General features: G+C 62.8%; 20 protein-coding genes and 1 riboswitch. Of the genes, 9 read left to right on the top strand and 11 right to left on the bottom strand.

What is annotated here, in order from left to right; translation table 11 throughout:
- Positions 1 to 87: 87 nt before the first annotated feature.
- From LJ737_RS00435 to LJ737_RS00425, 3 genes are all read right to left on the bottom strand, one after another.
- Positions 88 to 1,359: a sulfate adenylyltransferase subunit 1 gene (locus LJ737_RS00435; protein ID WP_227761686.1), complete on the bottom strand. Its 1,272-nt coding sequence runs from the start codon at positions 1,357 to 1,359 to the stop codon at positions 88 to 90.
- A 102-nt stretch (positions 1,360 to 1,461) separates the two neighbouring features.
- Positions 1,462 to 2,376 (bottom strand): sulfate adenylyltransferase subunit CysD, encoded by a 915-nt coding sequence (gene cysD / locus LJ737_RS00430; RefSeq protein WP_227761685.1) that lies wholly within the window; start codon positions 2,374 to 2,376, stop codon positions 1,462 to 1,464.
- A 223-nt stretch (positions 2,377 to 2,599) separates the two neighbouring features.
- Positions 2,600 to 3,355 carry a phosphoadenylyl-sulfate reductase gene (locus LJ737_RS00425; protein WP_227761684.1) on the bottom strand — a complete coding sequence of 252 codons (756 nt, stop codon included), beginning with the start codon at positions 3,353 to 3,355 and terminating at the stop codon, positions 2,600 to 2,602.
- Between the two features lie 329 nt (positions 3,356 to 3,684).
- Positions 3,685 to 3,777, bottom strand: a riboswitch (SAM riboswitch).
- A gap of 249 nt (positions 3,778 to 4,026) precedes the next feature.
- Here LJ737_RS00425 and LJ737_RS00420 point away from each other — a divergent pair.
- The gene (locus LJ737_RS00420) at positions 4,027 to 4,779 is read left to right on the top strand and encodes a hypothetical protein (protein ID WP_227761683.1); all 753 of its coding nucleotides are present in this window, start codon (positions 4,027 to 4,029) and stop codon (positions 4,777 to 4,779) included.
- Between the two features lie 64 nt (positions 4,780 to 4,843).
- On the opposite strand, the gene hemH is transcribed toward LJ737_RS00420, so the two are convergent.
- Positions 4,844 to 5,890 (bottom strand): ferrochelatase, encoded by a 1,047-nt coding sequence (gene hemH, locus LJ737_RS00415; RefSeq protein ID WP_227761682.1) that lies wholly within the window; start codon positions 5,888 to 5,890, stop codon positions 4,844 to 4,846.
- Positions 5,891 to 6,047: 157 nt separating this feature from the next.
- Between hemH and LJ737_RS00410 the strand changes: the two genes are divergently transcribed.
- Positions 6,048 to 7,082: an AraC family transcriptional regulator gene (locus LJ737_RS00410; RefSeq protein ID WP_227761681.1), complete on the top strand. Its 1,035-nt coding sequence runs from the start codon at positions 6,048 to 6,050 to the stop codon at positions 7,080 to 7,082.
- Positions 7,083 to 7,086: 4 nt separating this feature from the next.
- Here the strand turns inward: LJ737_RS00410 and LJ737_RS00405 are convergent, their stop codons facing one another.
- Together LJ737_RS00405 and LJ737_RS00400 are read right to left on the bottom strand one after the other, a co-directional pair.
- Positions 7,087 to 7,776 carry a hypothetical protein gene (locus LJ737_RS00405; RefSeq protein WP_227761680.1) on the bottom strand — a complete coding sequence of 230 codons (690 nt, stop codon included), beginning with the start codon at positions 7,774 to 7,776 and terminating at the stop codon, positions 7,087 to 7,089.
- A 141-nt stretch (positions 7,777 to 7,917) separates the two neighbouring features.
- Positions 7,918 to 8,634, bottom strand: a complete 717-nt coding sequence (locus LJ737_RS00400; RefSeq protein ID WP_227761679.1) for an HAD family hydrolase — start codon at positions 8,632 to 8,634, stop codon at positions 7,918 to 7,920.
- A 159-nt stretch (positions 8,635 to 8,793) separates the two neighbouring features.
- On the opposite strand from LJ737_RS00400, the gene era reads away from it, so the two are divergent.
- The 3 genes from era (at position 8,794) to LJ737_RS00385 (ending at position 11,706) form a co-directional block, all read left to right on the top strand.
- A complete protein-coding gene (era, locus tag LJ737_RS00395; protein ID WP_227761678.1) occupies positions 8,794 to 9,693 on the top strand; it encodes a GTPase Era in 900 nt (299 codons plus the stop codon).
- Positions 9,694 to 9,961: 268 nt separating this feature from the next.
- Complete coding sequence (der, locus tag LJ737_RS00390) at positions 9,962 to 11,284, top strand: ribosome biogenesis GTPase Der (protein ID WP_227761677.1); 1,323 nt, start codon at positions 9,962 to 9,964, stop codon at positions 11,282 to 11,284.
- A gap of 167 nt (positions 11,285 to 11,451) precedes the next feature.
- Positions 11,452 to 11,706, top strand: coding sequence for a hypothetical protein (locus tag LJ737_RS00385; protein ID WP_227761676.1), 255 nt, complete (start codon positions 11,452 to 11,454; stop codon positions 11,704 to 11,706).
- A 147-nt stretch (positions 11,707 to 11,853) separates the two neighbouring features.
- Here the strand turns inward: LJ737_RS00385 and LJ737_RS00380 are convergent, their stop codons facing one another.
- From LJ737_RS00380 to LJ737_RS00360, 5 genes are all read right to left on the bottom strand, one after another.
- Positions 11,854 to 12,423 (bottom strand): hypothetical protein, encoded by a 570-nt coding sequence (locus tag LJ737_RS00380; RefSeq protein WP_227761675.1) that lies wholly within the window; start codon positions 12,421 to 12,423, stop codon positions 11,854 to 11,856.
- Positions 12,424 to 12,506: 83 nt separating this feature from the next.
- Complete coding sequence (locus LJ737_RS00375) at positions 12,507 to 12,797, bottom strand: hypothetical protein (protein ID WP_227761674.1); 291 nt, start codon at positions 12,795 to 12,797, stop codon at positions 12,507 to 12,509.
- A 36-nt stretch (positions 12,798 to 12,833) separates the two neighbouring features.
- On the bottom strand, positions 12,834 to 13,640 hold the full coding sequence (gene murQ / locus LJ737_RS00370) for an N-acetylmuramic acid 6-phosphate etherase (RefSeq protein ID WP_227761673.1): 807 nt from the start codon (positions 13,638 to 13,640) through the stop codon (positions 12,834 to 12,836).
- Between the two features lie 84 nt (positions 13,641 to 13,724).
- On the bottom strand, positions 13,725 to 13,955 hold the full coding sequence (locus LJ737_RS00365) for a cytochrome b5 domain-containing protein (protein ID WP_227762936.1): 231 nt from the start codon (positions 13,953 to 13,955) through the stop codon (positions 13,725 to 13,727).
- 87 nt (positions 13,956 to 14,042) lie between these two features.
- Positions 14,043 to 15,185, bottom strand: a complete 1,143-nt coding sequence (locus tag LJ737_RS00360) for a formimidoylglutamase (protein WP_227761672.1) — start codon at positions 15,183 to 15,185, stop codon at positions 14,043 to 14,045.
- A 156-nt stretch (positions 15,186 to 15,341) separates the two neighbouring features.
- Between LJ737_RS00360 and LJ737_RS00355 the strand changes: the two genes are divergently transcribed.
- The 4 genes from LJ737_RS00355 (at position 15,342) to LJ737_RS00340 (ending at position 21,761) form a co-directional block, all read left to right on the top strand.
- Positions 15,342 to 17,126, top strand: coding sequence for an AMP-dependent synthetase/ligase (locus LJ737_RS00355; RefSeq protein ID WP_227761671.1), 1,785 nt, complete (start codon positions 15,342 to 15,344; stop codon positions 17,124 to 17,126).
- Between the two features lie 330 nt (positions 17,127 to 17,456).
- Entirely contained in the window at positions 17,457 to 17,930 is a 474-nt protein-coding gene (locus LJ737_RS00350) for a MarR family winged helix-turn-helix transcriptional regulator (protein WP_227761670.1), read from the top strand.
- Positions 17,931 to 18,024: 94 nt separating this feature from the next.
- Positions 18,025 to 20,430 carry a 3-hydroxyacyl-CoA dehydrogenase/enoyl-CoA hydratase family protein gene (locus LJ737_RS00345; RefSeq protein WP_227761669.1) on the top strand — a complete coding sequence of 802 codons (2,406 nt, stop codon included), beginning with the start codon at positions 18,025 to 18,027 and terminating at the stop codon, positions 20,428 to 20,430.
- Positions 20,431 to 20,582: 152 nt separating this feature from the next.
- Complete coding sequence (locus tag LJ737_RS00340) at positions 20,583 to 21,761, top strand: thiolase family protein (RefSeq protein ID WP_227761668.1); 1,179 nt, start codon at positions 20,583 to 20,585, stop codon at positions 21,759 to 21,761.
- Positions 21,762 to 21,878 lie beyond the last annotated feature (117 nt).

Here is a 21,878-nt window from a genome sequence, read left to right as displayed (position 1 = left end):
GCGGCAAGGCCCCGGAGTGAGTGAAGTGGCCGCCCGCGGGCAGCAGGGCCTCACCGGTACCGGGCCCGACGGCCCCAATACCGCGGGTTAAATCTCAAATTCGGGCTCTACCAAGGCCGTCTGCTCGATCAGGCCGGCGGCCAGGGTGGCGCCGGTTTGCTCGTCGAGCAGCACGAAGGCGCCGGTGGTGCGGTTTTGCTGGTAGGTGTCGGCGGCCAGCGGCGCAGCGGTTTTCAGCCGCACCCGCACAATGTCGTTGAGCCGGGCTTCGCTGGCCTCCTGCTGGGTGAAGGACTGGATGTCCGTCTTCGACATGATGGTCTGCACCACGGCCTTAGTTTTGGCGGCGTGGTGCTGCACCAGCAGCTTGCGGCCGGGGCGCAGGGCGCGCTCCTCCATCCAGCATAGCGTGGCTTCCAGCTCCCGCGTGGGTTCCGGCGCCTGGGTTAGCGGAGCTATGGTGTCGCCGCGGCTCACGTCCACGTCGTCGGCGAGGCGCAGCACTACGGCCTGCGGGGCCACGGCTACCGACACCGGCTGCTGGTCTATTTCAATAGCTGCCAGCGTGGTTTCGATGCCGGCGGGCAGCACTACCACTTTCTCGCCCGCGCGGTACACCCCGCTCTGAATGCGGCCGGCGTAGCCGCGGTAGTCGGGCAGCGCCGCGGTCTGGGGCCGGATGACGTACTGCACCTGGAAGCGGCCAGCGTCGGTGCTGGCTTCGCGGCTCACGTCCACGGTTTCGAGGTGGGCCAGCAGGTTCGGGCCCTGGTACCAGGGCAGATTGGCGGAGGCCTTTACCACGTTGTCGCCGTTCAGGGCGCTAATCGGAATGCTCACCACCTGCCGCAGGCCCAGCTGGTCGGCCACGGCGGCGTAGTCGGCCACGATGTCGCGAAACACCTGCTCGGAATAGCCCACCAGGTCAATCTTGTTGACTGCCAGCACGAAGTGCCGGATGCCCAGCAGGGCCGCCACGATACTGTGCCGCCGCGTCTGCTCCACTACACCCTGCCGCGCATCCACCAGCACAATGGCCAAATCGGCATTGGAGGCGCCCGTGACCATGTTGCGGGTGTATTGCACGTGGCCGGGTGTGTCGGTGATGATGAACTTGCGGCGCGGCGTGGTAAAGTACTTGTGCGCCACGTCGATGGTGATGCCCTGTTCGCGCTCAGCGCGCAAGCCATCGGTGAGCAGCGCCAGGTCCACGGTGCCGGCGGCGGAGGTGCGGTTCTGCTCTTCCAGGGCCGCCAGCACGTCCAAGGACACGGCGTCGGAGTCGTAGAGCAGGCGGCCAATCAGCGTGCTCTTGCCGTCGTCGACGCTGCCGCAGGTGATAAATCGGAGAAGGTCCATGTCAAAGGTGAGATTGGGAAGTGGTGAGTTTGTGAAGCTGTAAATGGCGGGTTGTGTGCGGGTTATGGTTATTCGCAACTTTGCCTTTCACAACTTCACCACTTAGAAATAGCCGTTGCGCTTCCGGTCTTCCATGCCGGTTTCCGAAATCCGGTCGTCGAGCCGGGTAGCGCCCCGCTCGCTGACTTTGGCCTGCAGGATGTCCTCGATGATGGCGTCCAGCGTGGCTGCGTCGCTTTCCACGGCGGCGGTGCAGGTGGCGTCGCCCACGGTGCGGAAGCGCACTTGCCGGGTCGTCAGCTCGTCCGTAGCGTCCAGCGTGAGGTGTTCGGTCACGGCCAGCAGCTGGCCGGAGGGCAACACCACGCAGCGCCGCTCGTGAGCGAAGTAGATGCTGGGCAGCGGGATGTTCTCGCGCTGGATGTAGTTCCACACGTCCAGCTCCGTCCAGTTCGAAATCGGGAAGACGCGCACGTTTTCACCGGGCTGAATCTGCCCGTTGTAGATGTTCCAGAGCTCGGGGCGCTGCCGGCGCGGGTCCCATTGCCCAAACTCGTCGCGCACCGAGAAGATGCGCTCTTTGGCCCGGGCCTTTTCCTCGTCGCGCCGCGCCCCGCCGATGCAGGCGTCGAAGCCAAATTCCTCGATGGTGTCGAGCAGGGTGTAGGTCTGCAGGGCGTTGCGGCTGGGGAACTTGCCGCCCGGCTCGCGCAGCCCGCGCTGCTTGATGGTGTCTTCCACGCGCCGCACAATCAGCTGCTCGCTCAGCTCGGCGGCCAGTTGGTCGCGAAAGGCCAGCACCTCCGGGAAGTTGTGGCCGGTGTCGATGTGCACCAGCGGGAAGGGGAACTTGCCGGGGCGGAAGGCTTTCTGGGCCAGGCGCACCAGGGCAATGGAGTCTTTGCCGCCCGAGAATAGCAGGGCGGGGCGCTGAAACTGCCCGGCCACTTCGCGCAGGATGTGGATGGCTTCGGCTTCGAGCCGATCAAGATAATCTAAGCGGGGGAGCGTAGGCATACGGCAAAAGGGTGCCTGTTCGGCCGTTTCGGGCCGATTGTGAGGAAGTCAGGAAAAGCGGGGAATGCGGTAGGAGCGCGGAGTGGAATCGGAGCTTGCGGGGCGGCCCCGGCAGCTCGTCAGGTCGAGCGCCGCCGAGACATCTCGTCGGATAGTAAATCAATCATCAGCTTACTATCCCACATCAGCACGCGAGGTGTCTCGACAAGCTCGACATGACGTTCTAATGTGCGGTAATGACGGCGGCCGAAGCCTCCGCCGGGGCTGCGGTGTGGTGCAGGCCGCACTCCTTGGCCGATTGATCTTCCCACCACCAGCGGCCGGCGCGGAAGTCTTCGCCCGGCTTGATGGCCCGGGTGCACGGCGCGCAGCCGATGCTCACGAAGCCCTGCAGGTGCAGCGGGTTGTGCGGAATGCTGTATTCGCGGACGAACGCCCAGGTTTGCTCCCAGGTCCAGTCGAGCAGCGGGTTGACTTTGAACAGCTGGTAGTTGGCGTCCCACTCCACCGCGTGCATGCCGGTGCGGTTGGCCGACTGCTCGCTGCGGATGCCCGTGACCCAGGCGGCTTTGCCGGTGAGGGCGCGGCTCAGCGGCTCCACTTTGCGCACGTGGCAGCAGGCCTTGCGGGCGTCCACGCTTTCGTAGAACCCGTTGGGACCCTGGCGTTCCACCAGCGCGGCCACCTCGTCCTGATTGGGGTAATAGGCGCGGATGGTTTTGCCGTATTTCAGCACGGTTTTGCTCCAGGTGGAATAGGTTTCCTGGAAATTCCGACCGGTGTCGAGCGTGAATACTTCGATGGGTAAATCGTGGGCAAAAATCAGGTGGGTAATTACCTGATCTTCGAGCCCGAAAGAGGTGGAAAATGTGGCTTTGCCGCCGAATTCGGCCGCTACAGCGCGCAGGATATCCAAGGCATCGGCGCCGGCAATTTGCTGCCGGAGTTGCGCCACCTGGGCATCGATAAGCGTCGACATGCGCAATAAGGCTGTGACCCAGCCGCGCAACCAGCGCGGACGGCGTCGGAGAGTAGAAAGGAAGGGGAAGCTGGATGACCCCGGGGGCGAGACAAGCTCAAGCGACGGGGCCAGACACGGCTAAGCGGCGCGCAAGGGCTTGGCGCTTAGTTGTCGGGCGTTTCCAGCAGAACGGGAACGGGAGGTCGTACTACAGCCTCAACAACACGCGCGGCGCATCGGCATACAACAGCAACAGCCGTTGTCGAAGCCGTAGGAAGCCAGCTGCGGAGCAGCGGGGCCAGCCATCATTGCGCGGGGGGTGAAGTCGAAGTTCACGACAAGCGGTGTTTTTATATGATCTGGAATTGGCACCGTTCGGGACTTTCCCGATGGTTGCCGGCGCTTCCCGGAGCCAGTCTCTCCACGCCTCTGTATAAAAACAATCCTGAGCAGAATTGCTGCGGCAAAGGTAGCAGCCGCAATTCCAGAATTGCAAATCTTTTACGGGGCATCAACCGCAATTCGTAGGCCAGGGTTTTTTAATAGCGCGAAAAATATTGGGCAGTGCGTTCTGAATTCGGCAACGTAATTAGTCCGGAGGCCAGCGCAACAATCGATTGTACCCGGCCTGACAACTGTTTTTAGCCTACTGCGCTCTGAGTACAAAGGCGTGTTCTACTTCCGCGGTGATGCTCGTGAAATTTATTTCGGCTACCGGCCTCGCGGCCCTGCTCAGCGGCTGCGCCGCCGTGGTACCCCACACCCTGCAAACGCCCTTGGTGCAGCAAGGTGGCCAAACCGAACTAGGCGCCAACTTGGGCGTGCACGGCACCGACGTGCAAGTGGCCCACGGCCTCTCCGAGCGCCTCACGCTCACCGGCAGCGCCCACCAGCGCATCCGCCCGAAGCACGGGCACTGGGCCTACAGCGCCGAAGCCGGCGCCGGGTACACCTTCGCCCGGCCGCGCCACCACCGCTGGACGGTGTACGGCGGCCTGGGCTACGGCGCCGGCTACGCCTATGAAACCTTCTGCCCCGACCTCTGCGACCTGCCCGCCTCGTACCGGGTGCGCTACGGCTACGCCTACCTGCAGCCCACCTACGTCTGGACGCCCGACGAGAGCATTGCTCTGAGCGCGGGCGTCAAACTGGCCGGCTACGACTTTCTGCGCTGGCGCACCGTCAGCCGCGAATTCGTGTCCAACCCCGACCCAACTGATCCGTTCGGCGGGTGGGAGCGGGTGGTCACGCGCAACCGTCCGGGCTACGGCGGCCTCACGCTGCAGCCGGGCTACAACATCTTCGTGCGGCTCACGCCGCGGCTGCGCTTGCAGCTAAGCCAGAGCTTCCTGTTTCCGGTGCAGGCGAGGTTTCCCTCGGTGCAGCTCCTGGCCACCGGCCTCGGCATGCAGTGGCATTTCGGCGGCGAGCCGGCGGAATAACAAAGCCGCTTCCCGGCCCGGCAAAGGCTGAGAAGCGGCTCGGCAAGCGCCTGGGAAAACGCGGCTAGTTGCGGCGGATCATGTCGGCTACGGCCTCGACCCACTGCGGGTGCGAGTTCAGCGAGGGCACCAGTTGCCAGTGCGAGCCGCCGGCCTGCTCAAACATTTCCTTGAATTCCTCGCCCACTTCGATGGTAGTTTCGAGGCAGTCGGCCACGAAGGCGGGGCTGAAGGCCAGCACGTTCTTGATGCCCTTGCCCGGCAGGGTCTTGAGCACCTCGTCGGTGTAGGGCTGCAGCCACGGGTCGCGCAGGCGGCTTTGCAGGCGGCTCTGGAAGGTGGTGCTGTACTGCTCGGGGCTCAGGCCCAGGGCCGCCGCCAGCTGCCGCGAGGTTTCGAAGCACTGGGCGCGGTAGCAGTAGCGGTTGTTCTTGTTGTAGCTGTTGCAGCAGTTGCCCAGCTTGCAGTAGCCCTTGTGGCTGCCCTTCAGCACGTGACGCTCCGGAATGCCGTGGTAGCTGAACACCACGTGGTCGTAGTCGCGCTTGGCCATTTCGGCCTTGCCCAGGGTGGCAAAAGTGCCGATAAAGCCCGGGTCCTCGACGAAGGTGCTGATGAAGCTAATGCTGGGCACCACCCACCAGTCCTTCACAATGTCCATTACCTTTTCCTGCACCGAGCCGGTGCTGGCCGCCGCGTACTGCGGAAACAGGGGCAGCACGATGATGCGGTCCACGGCCGCGTCGCGCAGCTCTTGCAGCGCCGATTCGATGCTGGGGTTCTGGTAGCGCATGCCGAAGGCCACGAGGTAGTCCTTGCCCAGCGTTTCCTGCACCAGCTTTTGCAGGTCGAGGCCGTGGTAGAGCAGGGGAGAGCCGCGCTCATCCCAGAGCTGCTGGTAGATTTTGGCCGACTTGGGCGCGCGCAGCGGCACCACCAGGCCCTGAAACAGCGGGTAGCGCACCGCGGCGGGCATGTCGATGACGCGGGCGTCGGTCAGAAACTCGTTGAGGTAGCGGCGCACGTCGCTGGTGCTCGGCGAGTCGGGCGTGCCGAGGTTGACGAGCAGCACGCCGATGCGGCCTTTGGTAGAAGCGGGAGAAGCGGGCATAAACGGGAAAGCAGCGCGCCGAATAGGACGAAGTCGGGCCGACGCGTTGGATTGCAGATACAAAGGTAGCCCCGGTAAAGTTTGCGCCGCCGGCCGCCGGGCGAAAGTCCGAGGCTGATTTATATCATAAATGCACCCGACCCGGTTACTTTGACCCATGCCCGCTCCCGACGACCAACTGCGCCCCAATGGTACCCTTTCGGCCGGTTCGCTGAACCTGATTCTGTGGGCTGCCGTCCGCCACGGTGCCGATTACGCCGACCTCTGCCGCCGCAGCGGGGTGGACCCCGCCCAGCTGCAGCAGCCCGATGCTCGTGTGCCCGTGGCCACCGTGCAGCGCCTCTGGGGCGAAGCCGTGCACGCCGCCGACAACCCCCACCTGGGCCTGCTCATTGGGGAACAGGTCAACCCGCTGGCCCTCGGCATTCTTTCGTACGTGCTCATGCACACCCCCACGCTTGGGGCGGCCCTGCAGCAGCTGTGCCGCTACCAGGATATCGGCTGCGACGCCTCCCGCACCACCCTGCGCCAGGAAGGCGACGTGGCGTGGCTGGAAGTGGAGCTGCTCAGCCCGGCCATCGTGCACCCCGACCACGTGCTGAACTCCGAGCTGACGCTCTACCTGCACGCTTGCCGGGCCCTCACCGGCCAGCCGCTGGCCCCGCGCGCCGTGCACCTGGCCTACCCGCGTCCCGCCGACACCGCGGCGCACCAGCGCGCCTTCGCGCCCGCCGCCCTCACGTTCGGCACGCCGCGCGCGGGCCTGGGATTCGATGCGGCCGCGCTGGCGCTGCCGGTGCTCAACGCCAACCCGGCGCTGTTTCCGCTGTTTGAGCAGCACGCCGACGCCCTGCTGGCCCAGCTGCGGCAGCCCACCTTGCCCGACCGCGTGAAGCGCGAAATCGTGCGGCTGCTGAAGGGCGCCGAGCCCACGCTGGCCGCCGTGGCCGATGCCCTGGCCATGGGCGTGCGCACCCTGCAGCTGCACTTGCGCGAGGCCGGCCTGAGCTACCAGCAGCTGCTCGACGAAGTGCGCCGCGAACTGGCCGAGCGGCACCTGCGCGCCCCGCACCTGAGCACCACCGACGTGGCCTTCCTGCTCGGTTACTCCGAGCCCAGCGTGTTCGTGCGCTCCTTCAAGCGCTGGACCGGCCAGACGCCCGGCGCGTTTCGGAAGCAGCAAGCCGCCTGAGCGGTTACGGCGCCAGCTGGGGCAAGGCGGCCGGCGCTTTGGCCGGGACCGCGGCGCGGTTGCGGTCGGCCCAGTAGCCCCAGAGCACGATGAGCCACTGCAGCTGCCCGGCCCAGGCCAGGGCCGTCACGCTGGTCGGCGCGGGCCCGAGTAGGTTGCCGACTTGAATCAGCAGCAGGAACGCCACCAGTGACCAGAGCGCGTAGACGCCGGCCTTATTGCGGGCCGCGGTGTGGCGCAGGTACGAGGCCAGCCCGCCGAAGAACGTCACCGCTTCCAGCAGCTGGGCGGCCAGCGGGTGGTTCCACAGCCCCAGGCCCAGCAGCGGCGAGTGGCCCGGAAACAGCGGCAGGTCGGGGCGGTGCATGAGCAAGTCGAGCAGCCAGTGCGAGGGCACCAGCAGGGCTACCAGGGCCGCGCCGCGCCAGTTGCGCCGCAGCAGGCCGTAGCCCAGGCCCAGCGCCGCACCCCACACCAGCTGCAGCAGCAGGCTGTGCGAAATGGGGTAATGCTCAAAATTCAGCGGCGTCATGTGGGTGATGCCGGGCTGAATGGCCACGCGTTCCAGCCCCAGCAGCAGCAGGGTAGGCCAGAGCAAATCGGCAAACTGCGCCGCCAGAAACAGGGTGCCGAGAGAAACGCGGGGTTGCGCCGTTTTGGCGCCGAGGGCGAGGCCGAAATGACCGATAAACATGGCCGGAAGCGGTTAGAAGTACGGCCGCCAGCAACCGTAGCGGCGACGATTCAAAGGTCTGCCCCGGGGCCGCCGGTTTTGCTGACCATTTCCGCAATTCCCGTTGACTTATTCCGCAAATCGGCGCGCCGCCGGGGCCGTTCAGGCGTAGCGGGCCGGATCGATGACCCGCAGGACCTCGGGCAGCGGTTCGTAACCCGTCAGCACGGGCACGGCCGCGTCGGGGCAGGCGGCGCCGAAGCGGTTCAGCCACACCGGCCGGATGCCCGTCGCCCGCGCCCCGAGCACGTCGGCCCGCCAGTTGTCGCCGATGAGCAGGGCTTCCGCGGGCCGGGCGCCCAGCCGCTGCAGCGCGACCTGAAAAATGCGCGGGTCGGGCTTGGTTACGCCCACGGCTTCGGAGGTGATAAGCGCATCGACGAGCGGCGTCATGCCCAAAAACGCCAGCTTGTCTTCCTGCTCCGCCGTGCGGTTGTTCGTCACGATGCCGAGGTGGTAGTGCGGCTTCAGGGCGGCGAGCAGGGCCACGGCGCCCGCAATGGGCCGGCGCAGGCGGCGGTAGTGCCCGTAGTGAAACAAAGCAAACGCGTTGGCCTCGGCGTCGTTGGCAAACGCCGCGTAGGGTGCCAACAGCTCCTGAAACCGCCGGCACCTGGCCTCTTCGGCACTGACCTCGCCGGCCAGCACCCGCGGGTGCATGGCTTCCAGCAGCGCGCTGTAGCGCTCATACAGCGCGTCCATTTCTACCGAAGCAGCCCAGGCAAAGTGGGCCGTGCTGGCCGTCAGGGCCGCGCGGGCGGTGCCGGTGTGGTCGAAGAGCGTGTCGTCGAGGTCGAAGAGGACGGTGGTCAGGGCCATAGCAAGGCAAAGCTACGGCCGTCCGCAGCTGCTAGCGGCGCCCCGGCGCTGGCCGCCCGGCCATTCGGCGCTTTTCCTGCGTAAGCCGCTATTATTCAGCCCATGCTGCCGGTGCGGCCCGAAAGCCGTACCTTTGTGCCCCTTAACTGATTACCTGCTGTGACTACCGACCCCCAACCGCACCGCGCCGGCTTTGTAAGCATCATTGGCAAGCCCAACGTGGGCAAGTCCACGCTGATGAACGTGCTGGTCGGCGAGCGGCTCAGCATCATCACCAGCAAGGCCCAGACCACGCGCCACCGCATCCTGGGCATTCTGAACGGCCCTGATTTTCAGCTCGTCTACTCCGACACGCCCGGCATCATCCAGCCCAAGTACGAGCTGCAGTCGGCTATGATGTCGTTCGTGTACTCCTCGCTGGAGGACGCGGACGTGATTCTGTTCGTGACGGATATCTACGAGAAGCACGACGAGGAGCCCGTGGTGGAGCGCCTGCGCCGCTCGGAGGTGCCCATTCTGCTGCTGATCAACAAAATCGACCAGGCTACCCAGGAAGAAGTGGAGGCCAAAATGGCCTACTGGCGGGAGCACATGCCCAACGCCGCCGAAATCATCCCGATTTCGGCCCTGAACGCCTTCAACACCGAGCAGGTGTTCCAGCACATTCTGGACCGCCTGCCCGTGCACGAACCATTCTACCCCAAGGACGAGCTGACCGACAAGCCGGAACGGTTCTTCGCCTCGGAGATGATCCGCGAGAAAATCTTCAAGCTCTACAAAAAAGAAGTGCCCTACAGCACTGAAGTGGTCATCGAGGAGTTCAAGGAAGACGACAACATCATCCGCATCCGCGGCATCATCTACACCGAGCGGGCCTCGCAGAAGGGCATCATCATCGGCCAAGGCGGCGCGGCGCTGAAGAAAGTGGGCACCTGGGCCCGGGAGGAAATGGAGAAGTTTTTCCAGAAAAAAGTGTTTCTGGAGTTGCACGTGAAAGTCAACGAAAACTGGCGCGCCGACCCCAAAATGCTCAACCGCTTCGGTTACAAACCGGAGTAGCGCGGCCGGTACGATGCGCGGGCCGGAAGCACGTCATCCTGAGGCGCCGCCGAAGGATCTGCCTCGAACCCCGCACCACTTGATAAGCGCAGCCACCAATGCTCTGCCTCGAACGGAGGCCAGAACTAAGAATTAACCGTCGTGCACGGCTGGAGGAAGGTCCTCCGGCTGCGCCTTAGGATGACGGTTTAGCATCCCGACCCAACAACTCACTTAACTACCCCGGGCACTGCCGCACATGGTCGGAGCGGCGGCTGGGGTCAGCACCATGCAAAATACCATTGCCATTGTGGGCCGCCCGAACGTGGGCAAGTCCACCCTCTTCAACCGCCTCGTCGGCGAGCGGAAAGCCATCATGGACAACCAGTCGGGCGTCACGCGCGACCGGCACTACGGCTACGGCGAGTGGACGGGCAAGTACTTCACCGTTATCGACACCGGCGGCTACGTCGTGGGCTCCGACGACGTGTTCGAGGAAAGCATCCGCAAGCAAGTTAAGCTGGCCATCGACGAGGCCGACGTGGTCCTCTTCATGGTCGACGTCGACGCCGGCCTGCACCCCTTGGACGAGGAATTCGCCAACGTGTTGCGCCGCTACGAGGGCAAAAAGCCCATTTACCTGGTGGCCAACAAGGCCGATTCGACGGCCCGCTACCAGGCCGCCGGCGAGTTCTACGCCTTGGGCTTGGGCACCGGCGACATTTTCCCCATCAGCTCGCAGTCGGGCTCCGGCACCGGCGAATTGCTCGACGCCGTGATTAGCCACTTCGAGGAAGAAGGCGTGGAAAACCCCGACGAGGGCATTCCGCGCATCACCGTGATGGGCCGCCCCAACGTGGGCAAGTCTTCGCTGGTGAACGTGCTGCTGGGCGAGGAGCGCAGCATCGTGACGGACATTGCCGGCACCACCCGCGACGCCATTCACACCCGCTACAACGCTTTCGGCAACGAGTTCATCCTTATCGACACCGCCGGCCTGCGCCGCAAAGCCCGCGTCGACGAGGACATCGAGTTCTATTCCAACCTTCGCTCCCTGCGGGCCATGGAAGAGTCGGATGTCGTTATCGTCATGCTCGACGCCACCCGTGGCATCGAAGCCCAGGACGTGGCCATCATCGCCCTGGCCGACAAGAACCGCAAGGGCATCGTCATCTTGGTGAACAAGTGGGATTTGATCGAAAACAAGGAGTCGAACACCGCCAAGGAGTTCGAGGATCAGATTTACGACAAGATCAAGCCCATCAGCTACCCGCCCATCGTCTTCACCTCGGCCGTGACTAAGCAGCGCGTGCATAAGGCCATCGAGACGGTGATGCAGGTGTATGAGAACAAGCGCAAGAAAGTGCCCACCTCGGAGTTGAACGAAGTGATACTGCGCGAAATCGAAGCCTACCCGCCGCCCTCCACCAAGGGCAAAATGGTGCGCATCAAGTACGTGACGCAGCTGCCCACGCACAACCCGGTCTTCGCCTTCTTCTGCAACCTGCCGCAGTACGTGAAGGAGTCGTACACCCGCTACCTCGAAAACCGCCTGCGCGAGCATTTCGACTTCACCGGGGTGCCCATCGGCATCGTGTACCGCAAAAAATAATCTGCCTTGGCAGTGTCGGGCGGGTCTTTTCGGAGGCCCGCCCGAAATTTTTTTAGCTCAACGGGTTACCTGAGCCGGTGCGGGGTATAAAGCTGCAGATTTCGCCGCCGCAAGGTGGAGAAGCCTACCAAAGAAAACTCACCTCCATTTTCTCCACACCAATTACCATGAAAAAGGTTCTGTTCCTCGCTCTGGCTGCCGCTTCGTTCACCTTCGCTTCGTGCGACAGCAAGAAAGAAAACGCTCAGGAAAACGCTGCCGACCAAGTAGAAAACGCTGGCGAAGCCAAAGCTGACGCCATGGAAGAGCAGGCTGATGCCGTACGTGACTCGGCCGACGCTAAGGCTGACGCCATGGAAGACGCTGCTGATGCCAACCCGAGCCAGGCTACCCCGGCTCCCGCTACGACCCCGGCTCAGTAATTATAGCCGGCTCCGGACCTCGGTCCTGGAAGCCATAAAAAACGGGCGCCCCGCAGCTGCGGGGCGCCCGTTTTTTATGGCTTAAGATTGGGCAGTTGCTACCCAATGTGGTAAGGCTCGCCGTCAGTCCAGGATGACGAAACGAACTCAGGCGCCCAGCCGCCGCTGCAGCAGCCCGTCGACCACGTGCACCAGCTTTTTGGGCGGGTACGTGCGCCAGGGCAGTTCGTCGAGCTGCCCGCCGAAGTTGATGTAAGAGTCGATGTTGTACTGGCGCATTTCGCGCTCCACGTGCTCCTGGAAATTCACGGCCGCAATCCAACCGTCCTCCACGTCCTCAAACCATTCCTCGTAGTAGGAGTCGTCGGAGCCGTGGAAGTTGAACACGTTTTCGCCCACAAGGATGAACTTGCGGATGCCCTCGTGCACCATCGGGTCGATGATCTGCCGCTTGAGCTGCATGATGTCGTTTTCGATGGCGTCGTTCCACTCGCCGATGAATTCGATGACGCCTACCTTCTCCTCGTAGTCCACGAAGAGGATTTTGAGGAACAACGTGTCCGACTCCATGTCGTCCCACTGCGGGTGGATGTAGTAGCCGTAAATGGTGTTGACGTAGCTGTCGAGGCTGTTTTCGGCGCCGTAGAGTGGGGAACGTTCGTCTTCGGAAGCCTGGTACTGCTCCAGCCAGGCGTAGTGGGGTTCGATGGTGTGCATGAGGCCGGTGCAGTAACAAAAAGTTAGGTGACCAGAGTGGGCTGCAAGCTGGTCTTCCCTAACGATACAGCCCGGTGCGGTGTTCACGCCCGGCGGCTTTTTATCAAGTCTTGCACATAGGCTACGGCTACAAGCAGGCTGAATATTCCCAGCATCAACGCCACAAACGCCAGGCCTTTTCGCCCCTGGCGTTCGGCCACCACGCCCGCTGCCGCGAGCCATAGACTAAGCGTCACCCAGAGGATAGCGTACCCCACCACGAACCACGCGGGCAGCGTGGGCGCTTGTCCGTAAATGCCGTTGATGCCATAGAGGATGCTGCCCGCCCACAGGCCGGCCATCACAAAGCAAGCCAGCAGGATCTTGCTGCCCAAACCCGTCGGACCCAAGCCCAGCACAACCCGGAGCGGCTAGTGCCCGTGGTGCGCCGCCAGGGCAGCCCGCACCGAGCCGTGCAGCTGCAGCAGCTCAGCGGCTTTGTCCTGCTCGATGCCCAGCTCGTCCATGAGCATCCGCTCCCCGCGGTCCACCAACTTGGCGTTGGTGAGCTGCATGTCCACCATCTTGTTGCCCTTCACTCGGCCCAGGCGGATCATGGTGGCCGTGGTGAGCATGTTGAGTACCAGTTTCTGCGCGGTGCCGGCCTTCAGGCGCGTGCTGCCGGTCACAAACTCGGGGCCGGTTACCACTTCCACCGGAAACTCCGCTGCAGCGGCCACCTTGGAGCCGGCGTTGCACACGATGCAGCCGGTGGTCAGCCCCTGCCGCCGGGCCTGCTCCAGCCCACCGATGACGTAGGGCGTGCGGCCCGAGGCGGCAATGCCCACCAGCACGTCCTTCTCGTTGATGTTGTGGGCTTGCAGGTCGCGCCAAGCTTGCTCGGCGTCGTCTTCGGCATTTTCTACGGCCTTGCGGATGGCCGAGTCGCCGCCCGCAATCAGCCCGACTACCAAGCCCTGCGGCACCCCAAACGTGGGCGGACACTCGGAAGCATCCAGAATGCCCAGCCGGCCGCTGGTGCCCGCCCCGATGTAGAACAGCCGGCCGCCCTCGCGCATGCGGGCTACGGTGGCTTCTACCAGAGCCTCTACCTGCGGCAGGGCTTTTTGCACGGCCAGCGGCACGGTCTGGTCGAGCTGGTTCATGTCCGCCAGCAGCTGGGCGGTGGGCCGGGTTTCGAGGTTATCGTAGAGCGAGGCGCTTTCGGTAGTGCTCATGGGTGGGGTGATTAGGGAGTTGGGTAACGAGGTAGGCCGGTGGGGCAGGCGAAGCACGGCTGAGTGCCTAATCAACCTATCTACTCATTTCAGTCGGCCGACGACGTAGAATTTATCGAGTACGTTCACGGTGTGCGGGGCGTCGCGCTCCAGCTCGGCCGTCAGGTCTTGGCCGGCCCAGTGTTCGTAGTGGTTGCCGCGGCGCCACAGCCGCGACTTGGTCACGTCGTAAATCAGCCCGCGGTAGGCAAACCAGATTTCGTCGCGGTCCTGCCCGTTGCGCAGCGCCAACTGGTGCTTGGAGTACTCCGGCAGCGCCGCCACCGGCTGCCCGTCGGCGGTACTTGGTTCGTGCGGAATTCCCGAGTCTTCGGTCATGGTCAACGTTACTGCTCGGTTGGGTTAGCCCAACAATGCCTGCGTCAAAATCCAGCGGTTGGGCAGGTCACCCTGGGCGGCGCGCAGGTAATCCTGGTAGCTGCAGGGCACGATGCGCCGCACCGAATGGTCGGCCATGCTCTCGACTTCCATCCACCACTTTTCCGTGCGCTTGCCCTTGTAAAATACCAGCTTGGCCGGGTTGCCGGGCAGCCCCACCGCGTAGCGAATGAAGCGCCGGCTGGTAAAGTCCGTCTCGTAGCGGCGGTGGTAGTAGCCCTCCACGAAGTACCACAGCATGGTCGCGGCGGTAGAAGCCGCCAAGCCCAGCAGGTCGTGGTCGGGGCGGTAGCCGTAAAGGCCGATGCTGGTGAGCTGGTCGTTGTGGCCGGCGTACCAGCACAGCTGGGCCGCTTCCTCGGCCGTCAGGCCGAAGGGCGAAGCCGGCAAATAGCCCGGAAACTCCGGCCAGCGCAGGGCCGCGAGGTCAAAGCTGATCAGGTCGGCCTGGCGCAGCAGGGGCTCGGCCTGGCGCACGTCGTCGCGAATCTGGCCCAGGCGCAGGGTCTCGAAGTGCAGCTTTTCCAACGCGGCCAGCACGCTCGTGGGCACTAAGTACTGCTGGTGGGCGAGCTGGCCGAAGTTGAAGAGGAAGTTCGGCTCGTGCATCAGGATGCGGCGCAGGTGGCTTTCCTCGGCCGGCACGCCCGCTTCCTCCACCATGTCCACCCGCGCGTCGATGCAAGTCAAACTCACGGCCCGGTCCAGGGTTTCATAGGCTAGAAACTGGCCGATGTCGAGGTCGTGGGAGCCGCCCAAGAGGATGGGCACCGTCTTTTCCTCCAGCAGAGCCGCCACGATTTCGCGCAGGCGCAGGTAGGTGTCTTCCAGCGTCAAGCCGTTGCGCAGGTTGCCCAGGTCCACCAGCCGGCAGGGGCCGGTGCCACGCTGCAGCTGGTAGAAGCGCGGCCGAATGGCGTCGGGGGCAGAGGTGGCGGGCGTGCCGCCGGCGCTGCCGCGCCACTCGTTCAGGCCGATGATGGCCAAATCGGCGCCGCGCCAGTCGGGAAAGGTATCCACGAAGCGCGCGACGTGGGCGCCCAGCGTCGTACCGGAGCCGGCGGGCACATCGTCGGTGAGCGGGTCGAAGAACAGGGCCAGATTCATAGCAAGGGTGTCGCCGCGGCGCAAGTGCCCGCGGCGGCGTAGGTCAAAACTACTCAAAAAGCCCGCCCTACGTATGAGGCTTAAAGCGCCTTAATAGGCTTTGCGCCGAAAAATCCATTTCTTTCACCTGCTTTTCCCTCCCGAATTCTGCTTCTCATGCAAGCTCCTAGCCGCGCTTTTGATATTCTGCCCTACCAGTTGGCCACCGCACCCAAGGCCGACTGCCTCGCCGCCAAACGCAACGGCGAGTGGCAAAAATGGAGCACCCAGCAGGTGCTCGACTCCGTGAACCTCGTCAGCCTGGGCCTGCGCCAAATCGGTATCGGCAAGGACGACAAGGTGGCCATCATCTCGATGAACCGTCCCGAATGGCTGTACGCCGACTTTGGCATCTCCCAGCTCGGGGCCGTGACGGTGCCCATGTACCCTACCATCACCACCGAAGACTACAAGTACATCTTCACCGACGCCGGCGTAAAGGCCATTTTTGTGGCCAATCAGGAGCTGTACGACAAGGTGAAAGAGGCCACCGCCGACCTGGATATTTCGGACAGCTGCATCTTCACTTTTGACAAGATTAACGGCGGCCGGCCCTTCGACGAGCTGCTGGAACTGGGCCGCAAGGGCAACGTGGCCGACCTAGAGCCCCTGCGCGCCGCTGTGCAGCCCGACGACCTGCTCACGCTCATCTACACCTCCGGCACCACCGGCTCGCCCAAGGGCGTGATGCTCAGCCACGACAACATCCTGAGCAACTGCCGCAGCTCGCAGTCCTTCGTGCCCGTCACCAAGGACGACTCGGCCCTGAGCTTCTTGCCGCTCTGCCACATCTTCGAGCGCATGGTAACCTACCTCTACATGATCAACGGCGTGAGCATCTACTACGCCGAGAGCATGGAAACCATTGCCGATAACCTGCGCGAGGTACACCCCAACATCTTCACCACCGTGCCGCGCCTGCTCGAAAAGGTGTACGACAAGATTGTGGCGAAAGGTCACGAGCTAACGGGCGTGAAAAAGCAGCTCTTCTTCTGGGCCCTGAACCTGGGCCTGGAGTACGACACGCAGCAGGATAAGGGCTTCTTCTACAACACCCAACTCAACCTCGCCCGCAAGCTTATCTTCTCGAAGTGGCAGGAGGCGCTGGGTGGCAACATCCGCGTTATCGTGTCGGGGGGCGGGGCACTGCAGCCGCGCTTGGCCCGGGTGTTCTGGGCCGCCGGCATCCGCGTGATGGAAGGCTATGGCCTGACGGAAACCTCACCGGTTATCGCCGTGGGCGGTTTCGAGCCGGAGAATAACCTCATCGGCACCGTGGGCCCGCTCATCGACAACATGGAGGTGAAGATTGCCGCCGACGGCGAAATCCTGACCCGCTCGGCCTCCGTGATGAAGGGCTACTACAACAAGCCCGACCTGACCAAGGAAGCCATAGACGCCGAGGGCTGGTTCCACACCGGCGACATCGGGGAGTTTGTCAACGGCCGCTTCCTCAAAATCACGGACCGCAAAAAGGAGATGTTCAAGACCTCCGGCGGCAAGTACGTGGCCCCGCAGGTTATCGAGGGCAAGCTCAAGGAGTCCCCGCTCATCGAGCAGGCCATGGTGGTCGGCGACGGGCAGAAATTCCCCGCCGTGCTGCTGGTGCCCGCCTTCGACGAGCTCAAGGGCTGGTGCAAGCGCAACAACGTGCCCGTCAACGGCTCCAACGAGGAGCTAATCAAAAACGAGCAGGTCAAGAAGATGTACCACGAGCTGGTGACCAAGTACAACCAGAGCTTCGCGCAGTGGGAGCAGGTGAAGAAGGAAGCCATCCTGCCCAAGCTCTGGACCGTGGAATCGGGCGAAATGACTCCGACCATGAAGGTCAAGCGCAAAGTCATCAGCGAGAACAACAAGCAAATCATCGACAGCCTCTATAACGCTGACGCGCCGCGGTAAGCCAAGGAGTTGATTTAAAGCCACTAGAACGTCATGCTGAGCTTGTCGAAGCATCTCTACCGCACGATTCAACAAAGCGGTAGAGATGCTTCGACAAGCTCAGCATGACGTTCTTCTTAGTGGGTGCATCTCAGCCGCAAGATGAACTGCGCTTTTCTATGACGGCTGCGCGCCTTTGTTCAGATTGATATTTTATCCGGTTCAATTATCTTATGCATGTATTGGTAAGTGCTTCATCACTCAGGCGTCGGAACGTCCCGGATAATTTTTTCGTAAACTAGTATGCAAGCATAACATATTTGCGTACGTTTACCGGACATCGACCCCGAGATGAGACCCGAAGAAACCGTTGACTACAACATCAAAGTGGCCTGGCACGCCATTTCGCGCATGTACAATGTGCAGGCCGCCAAGCACGACATCACCACCAGCATCGGCTTCGTGCTGCTGAACATCGACCAGGAAAACGGCACGCCCGCGACCAAAATCGCGCCGCTGCTGGGCTTGGAAACCCGCTCGCTCACGCGCATTCTGCGCTCCATGGAGGAGAAGGGCTTGATCTACAAGCAGGCCGACCAGCAGGACAAACGCTCGGTGCGCATCTTCCTGACCGAAGAAGGGCTGAAGAAAAAGGAGGTGTCGCGGCAAACGGTGCGGCAGTTCAACCAGAAGATTCGGGAGAAAGTATCCGCCGACCAACTGGAGGTGTTTTTCCGCGTCGTCGGGCAGATCAACGGGCTGATTGACAGCAAGAGCATTTTCGAGGGCTTCAAGGTGAAACCGCTGAAGCCGGTAAATAAATAAGCCGAGGCGCCGGGGGCGGGGTAAGTTTTACCCACGTGCTCGGCGGCTCGGTTACTGATTTCCAACCATTCCCACTCATTCACTTTTCCAGAGAATGAATCGCACCATTAAGAAAGTCGCGGTCCTGGGCTCCGGGGTAATGGGCTCGCGCATTGCGGCTCACTTCGCCAACATCGGGGTTCAGGTGCTGCTGCTCGACATCGCGCCGAAGGAGCTGCTGCCCGCGGAAGAAGCCAAAGGCCTGAAGCTGGATTCGCCGGCCGTCAAGAACCGCATCGTCAACGCCTCGCTCGACGCGGCGGTGAAGGCCAACCCTTCGCCCCTGTACCGCAAGGCCGATGTAAGCCGCATCAAAACCGGCAACTTCGACGACAACCTCAAGGACATTGCCTCATGCGACTGGACCATCGAGGTAGTGGTGGAGCGGCTCGACATCAAGAAGAGCCTGTTTGAGCGGGTGGAGCAGTACCGCAAGCCCGGCACGCTCATCACCTCCAACACCAGCGGCATTCCGATTCATTTGATGACGGAAGGCCGCTCTGAGGACTTTAAGAAATACTTCTGCGGCACGCACTTCTTCAACCCGCCGCGCTACCTGAAGCTGCTGGAAATCATCCCGACACCGGACACGGACCCCTCGGTGGTGGATTTCCTGATGCACTACGGCGACCTGTACCTGGGCAAGACCACCGTGCTGGCCAAGGACACGCCGGCTTTCATTGCCAACCGCGTGGGCGTGTTTGCCATCATGGACGTGCTGCAGGTGATGCAGAAACTCGGCATGACGGTGGAGGAAGTCGACAAGCTGACCGGCCCGGTTATCGGCCACGCCAAGTCGGCCACCTTCCGCACCTCCGACGTGGTGGGCCTCGATACGCTGATGAACGTGGCCAACGGCCTGGCCCAGAACCTGCCCAACGACGAAGCCCGGGACGCCTTCCAGCTGCCCGAGTTCCTCAAGAAGATGGGCGAGAACAAGTGGCTGGGCGACAAAACCGGCCAAGGCTTCTACAAGAAGGTGAAGGGCGAGGGCGGCAAGTCGGAAATCCAGGCGCTGGACCTCTCGACGCTGGAGTACAAGCCCAGCCAGAAGGTAAAATTCGCCACGCTGGAGACGACCAAGCCCATCGAGAAGCTGGCCGACCGTTTCAAGGTGCTGGTGGCCGGCAAAGACAAAGCCGGTGACTTCTACCGCAAGACCTTCGCCGGGCTGTTCGCCTACGTGTCGAACCGCATTCCGGAAATCACCGACGCGCTCTACAAAATCGACGACGCCCTGCGCGCCGGCTTCGGCTGGGAAATGGGCCCGTTTGAGACCTGGGATGCGCTGGGCGTGCAGAAAGGGCTGGAGCTGGCGCAGGCCGAGGGCAAGACCGTGGCCCCCTGGGTGCAGGAAATGCTGGCCGCCGGCAACACCTCCTTCTACAAAGTGGAAGGCGGCGTGAAGAAGTTCTATGACATCGAAACTAAAGGCTACAAAGCCATTCCGGGCGTCGAAAACTTCGTCATCCTCGACAACCTGCGCGCTTCGGGCAAGGTGGTGTGGAAAAACTCGGGCGCGTCCGTCATCGACCTTGGCGACGGTATCCTGAACGTGGAGTTCCACTCGAAGATGAACGCGCTGGGTTCCGACGTCATCCAGGGCCTGCTGAAAGGCGTGGAGCTGGCCGAAAAGGACTTCCGCGGCCTCGTGGTGGGCAACGACGCGCCGAACTTCTCGGCCGGCGCCAACCTGGGTCTGGTCTACATGTTCGCGCTGGAGCAGGACTACGACGAGCTGAACATGATGATTGCGCAGTTCCAGCAGGCCATGATGCGCATGCGCTACAGCTCCATCCCGGTAGTAGGCGCCCCGCACGGCCTCACGCTGGGCGGCGGCTGCGAGCTGAACCTGCACTGCGACAAAGTAGTAGCGGCGGCTGAAAGCTACATCGGCCTCGTGGAGTTCGGCGTGGGCCTGATTCCGGGCGGCGGCGGCTCCAAGGAAATGACTTTGCGCACCGCCGCCAAGTACGAAGAGGGCGAGCCGGAATACAACCTGCTGCGCAACGCCTTCATGACCATTGCCATGGCCAAAGTCTCGACCTCGGCCCACGAAGCCTACGACCTGGGCTTCCTGCGCCGCGGCGACGAAGTGGTGGTCAACAGCAACCGCGTCATCGCCCAAGCCAAAGCCGCTGCCATCGAGCTGGCCGAGGACGGCTACACCATGCCGACGCAGAAAACCAACGTCAAGGTGCACGGCAAGGGCGCCCTGGGCATGTTCATGACCGGCGTGCACGCCATGCGCGTGGGCAACTACATCTCCGACCACGACCTGAAAATTGCCAACAAGCTGGCCTACATCATGTGCGGCGGAGACCTGTCGGCCCCCACGGAAGTATCGGAGCAGTACCTGCTGGATTTGGAGCGCGAAGCCTTCCTCAGCCTCTGCGGCGAACGGAAAACGCTGGAGCGTATCCAGAGCATTCTGACCACCGGCAAGCCGCTGCGCAACTAAGCTCCCAGCTGTCATCCTGAGCAAAGCGAAGGACCTTATTACGGTCGAACGACTGTTCTATAGAAGTCCAAACGTGATAAGGTTCTTCGGCTTACGCCTCAGAATGACAACGAGTGGTGACGTTTAGACAACCCCTAAAGAAGAAACTCCTCATGGAAGCATACATTGTAGCTGGTTACCGCACGGCCGTGGGCAAGGCGCCCCGCGGTGGTTTCCGCTTCACCCGCCCCGACGACCTGGCCGCCGAGGTAATCAAGCACCTCATGAAAGAGGTGCCCCAGCTGGATCCGACGCGCGTCGACGACGTCATCGTTGGCAACGCCGTGCCGGAAGCCGAGCAAGGCCTGCAGATGGGCCGCCTGATTTCGCTGTTGGCCCTGCCCATCAACGTGTCGGGCCTCATCGTGAACCGCTACTGCGGCTCGGGCGTGGAAACCATTGCCATGGCCGTGGGCAAAATCAAGGCCGGCATGGCCGACTGCATCATCGCGGGCGGCACCGAAAGCATGAGCCTCGTGCCGACCGTCGGCTGGAAGACCGTGCCGAACTACAAGCTCGCCCAGCAGCACCCAGATTACTACCTCGGCATGGGCCTGACTGCCGAAGCCGTGGCCCAGGACTACAAAATCAGCCGGCAGGACCAGGACGAGTTCAGCTACAACTCGCACCAGAAGGCTATCAAGGCCATTGCCGAGGGCAAGTTCAAGGAGCAGATTGTCCCGATTACCGTCGAGGAAACCTACCTCGACCAGGCCACCGGCAAGAAGAAAACCCGCTCCTACGTGGTGGATACCGATGAAGGCCCCCGCGCCGACACTTCGGTGGAAGCCTTGGGCAAGCTGCGCCCGGTCTTCTCGGCCACCGGCTCCGTCACGGCCGGCAACTCCTCGCAGACTTCCGACGGCGCGGCTTTCGTTATCGTCATGTCGGAGCGGATGGTGAAGGAGCTGAACCTGGAGCCGATTGCGCGCATGGTGAACTACGCCACCGAAGGCGTCGACCCGCGCATTATGGGCATGGGCCCGATCAAGGCCGTGCCGAAAGTGCTCAAGCAAGCCGGCATGAAGCTCGAGGACATCGACCTCATCGAGCTGAACGAAGCTTTTGCCTCGCAGTCCATTGCCGTGGTGCGCGAATTGGGCATCGACCCGGACAAGCTCAACGTGAACGGCGGCGCCATTGCCCTCGGCCACCCGCTGGGCTGCTCCGGCGCCAAGCTGAGCATTCAGCTGTTCCACGAGCTGCGCGCCCGCGGCAAGAAGTACGGCATGGTCACGGCCTGCGTGGGCGGTGGCCAGGGCGTAGCGGGCATCTACGAGCTGCTGAAGTAGCCTCGCGCTAGACCGTCATGTCGAGCTTGCCGAGGCATCTCGCGTGCTGACGCTAGCTAGTAACCTTAACGAGCGAATTGCCATCCAGCGACATTGGCGGCGCCTTCCTTCGTTTCC

Origin of the sequence: Hymenobacter sp. 15J16-1T3B, from assembly GCF_020711235.1 — a bacterium.
Classification (GTDB): domain Bacteria; phylum Bacteroidota; class Bacteroidia; order Cytophagales; family Hymenobacteraceae; genus Solirubrum.
The sequence above is the reverse complement of the archived record's forward strand: the minus strand, read 5'-3'. Positions and strand labels throughout refer to the sequence as shown.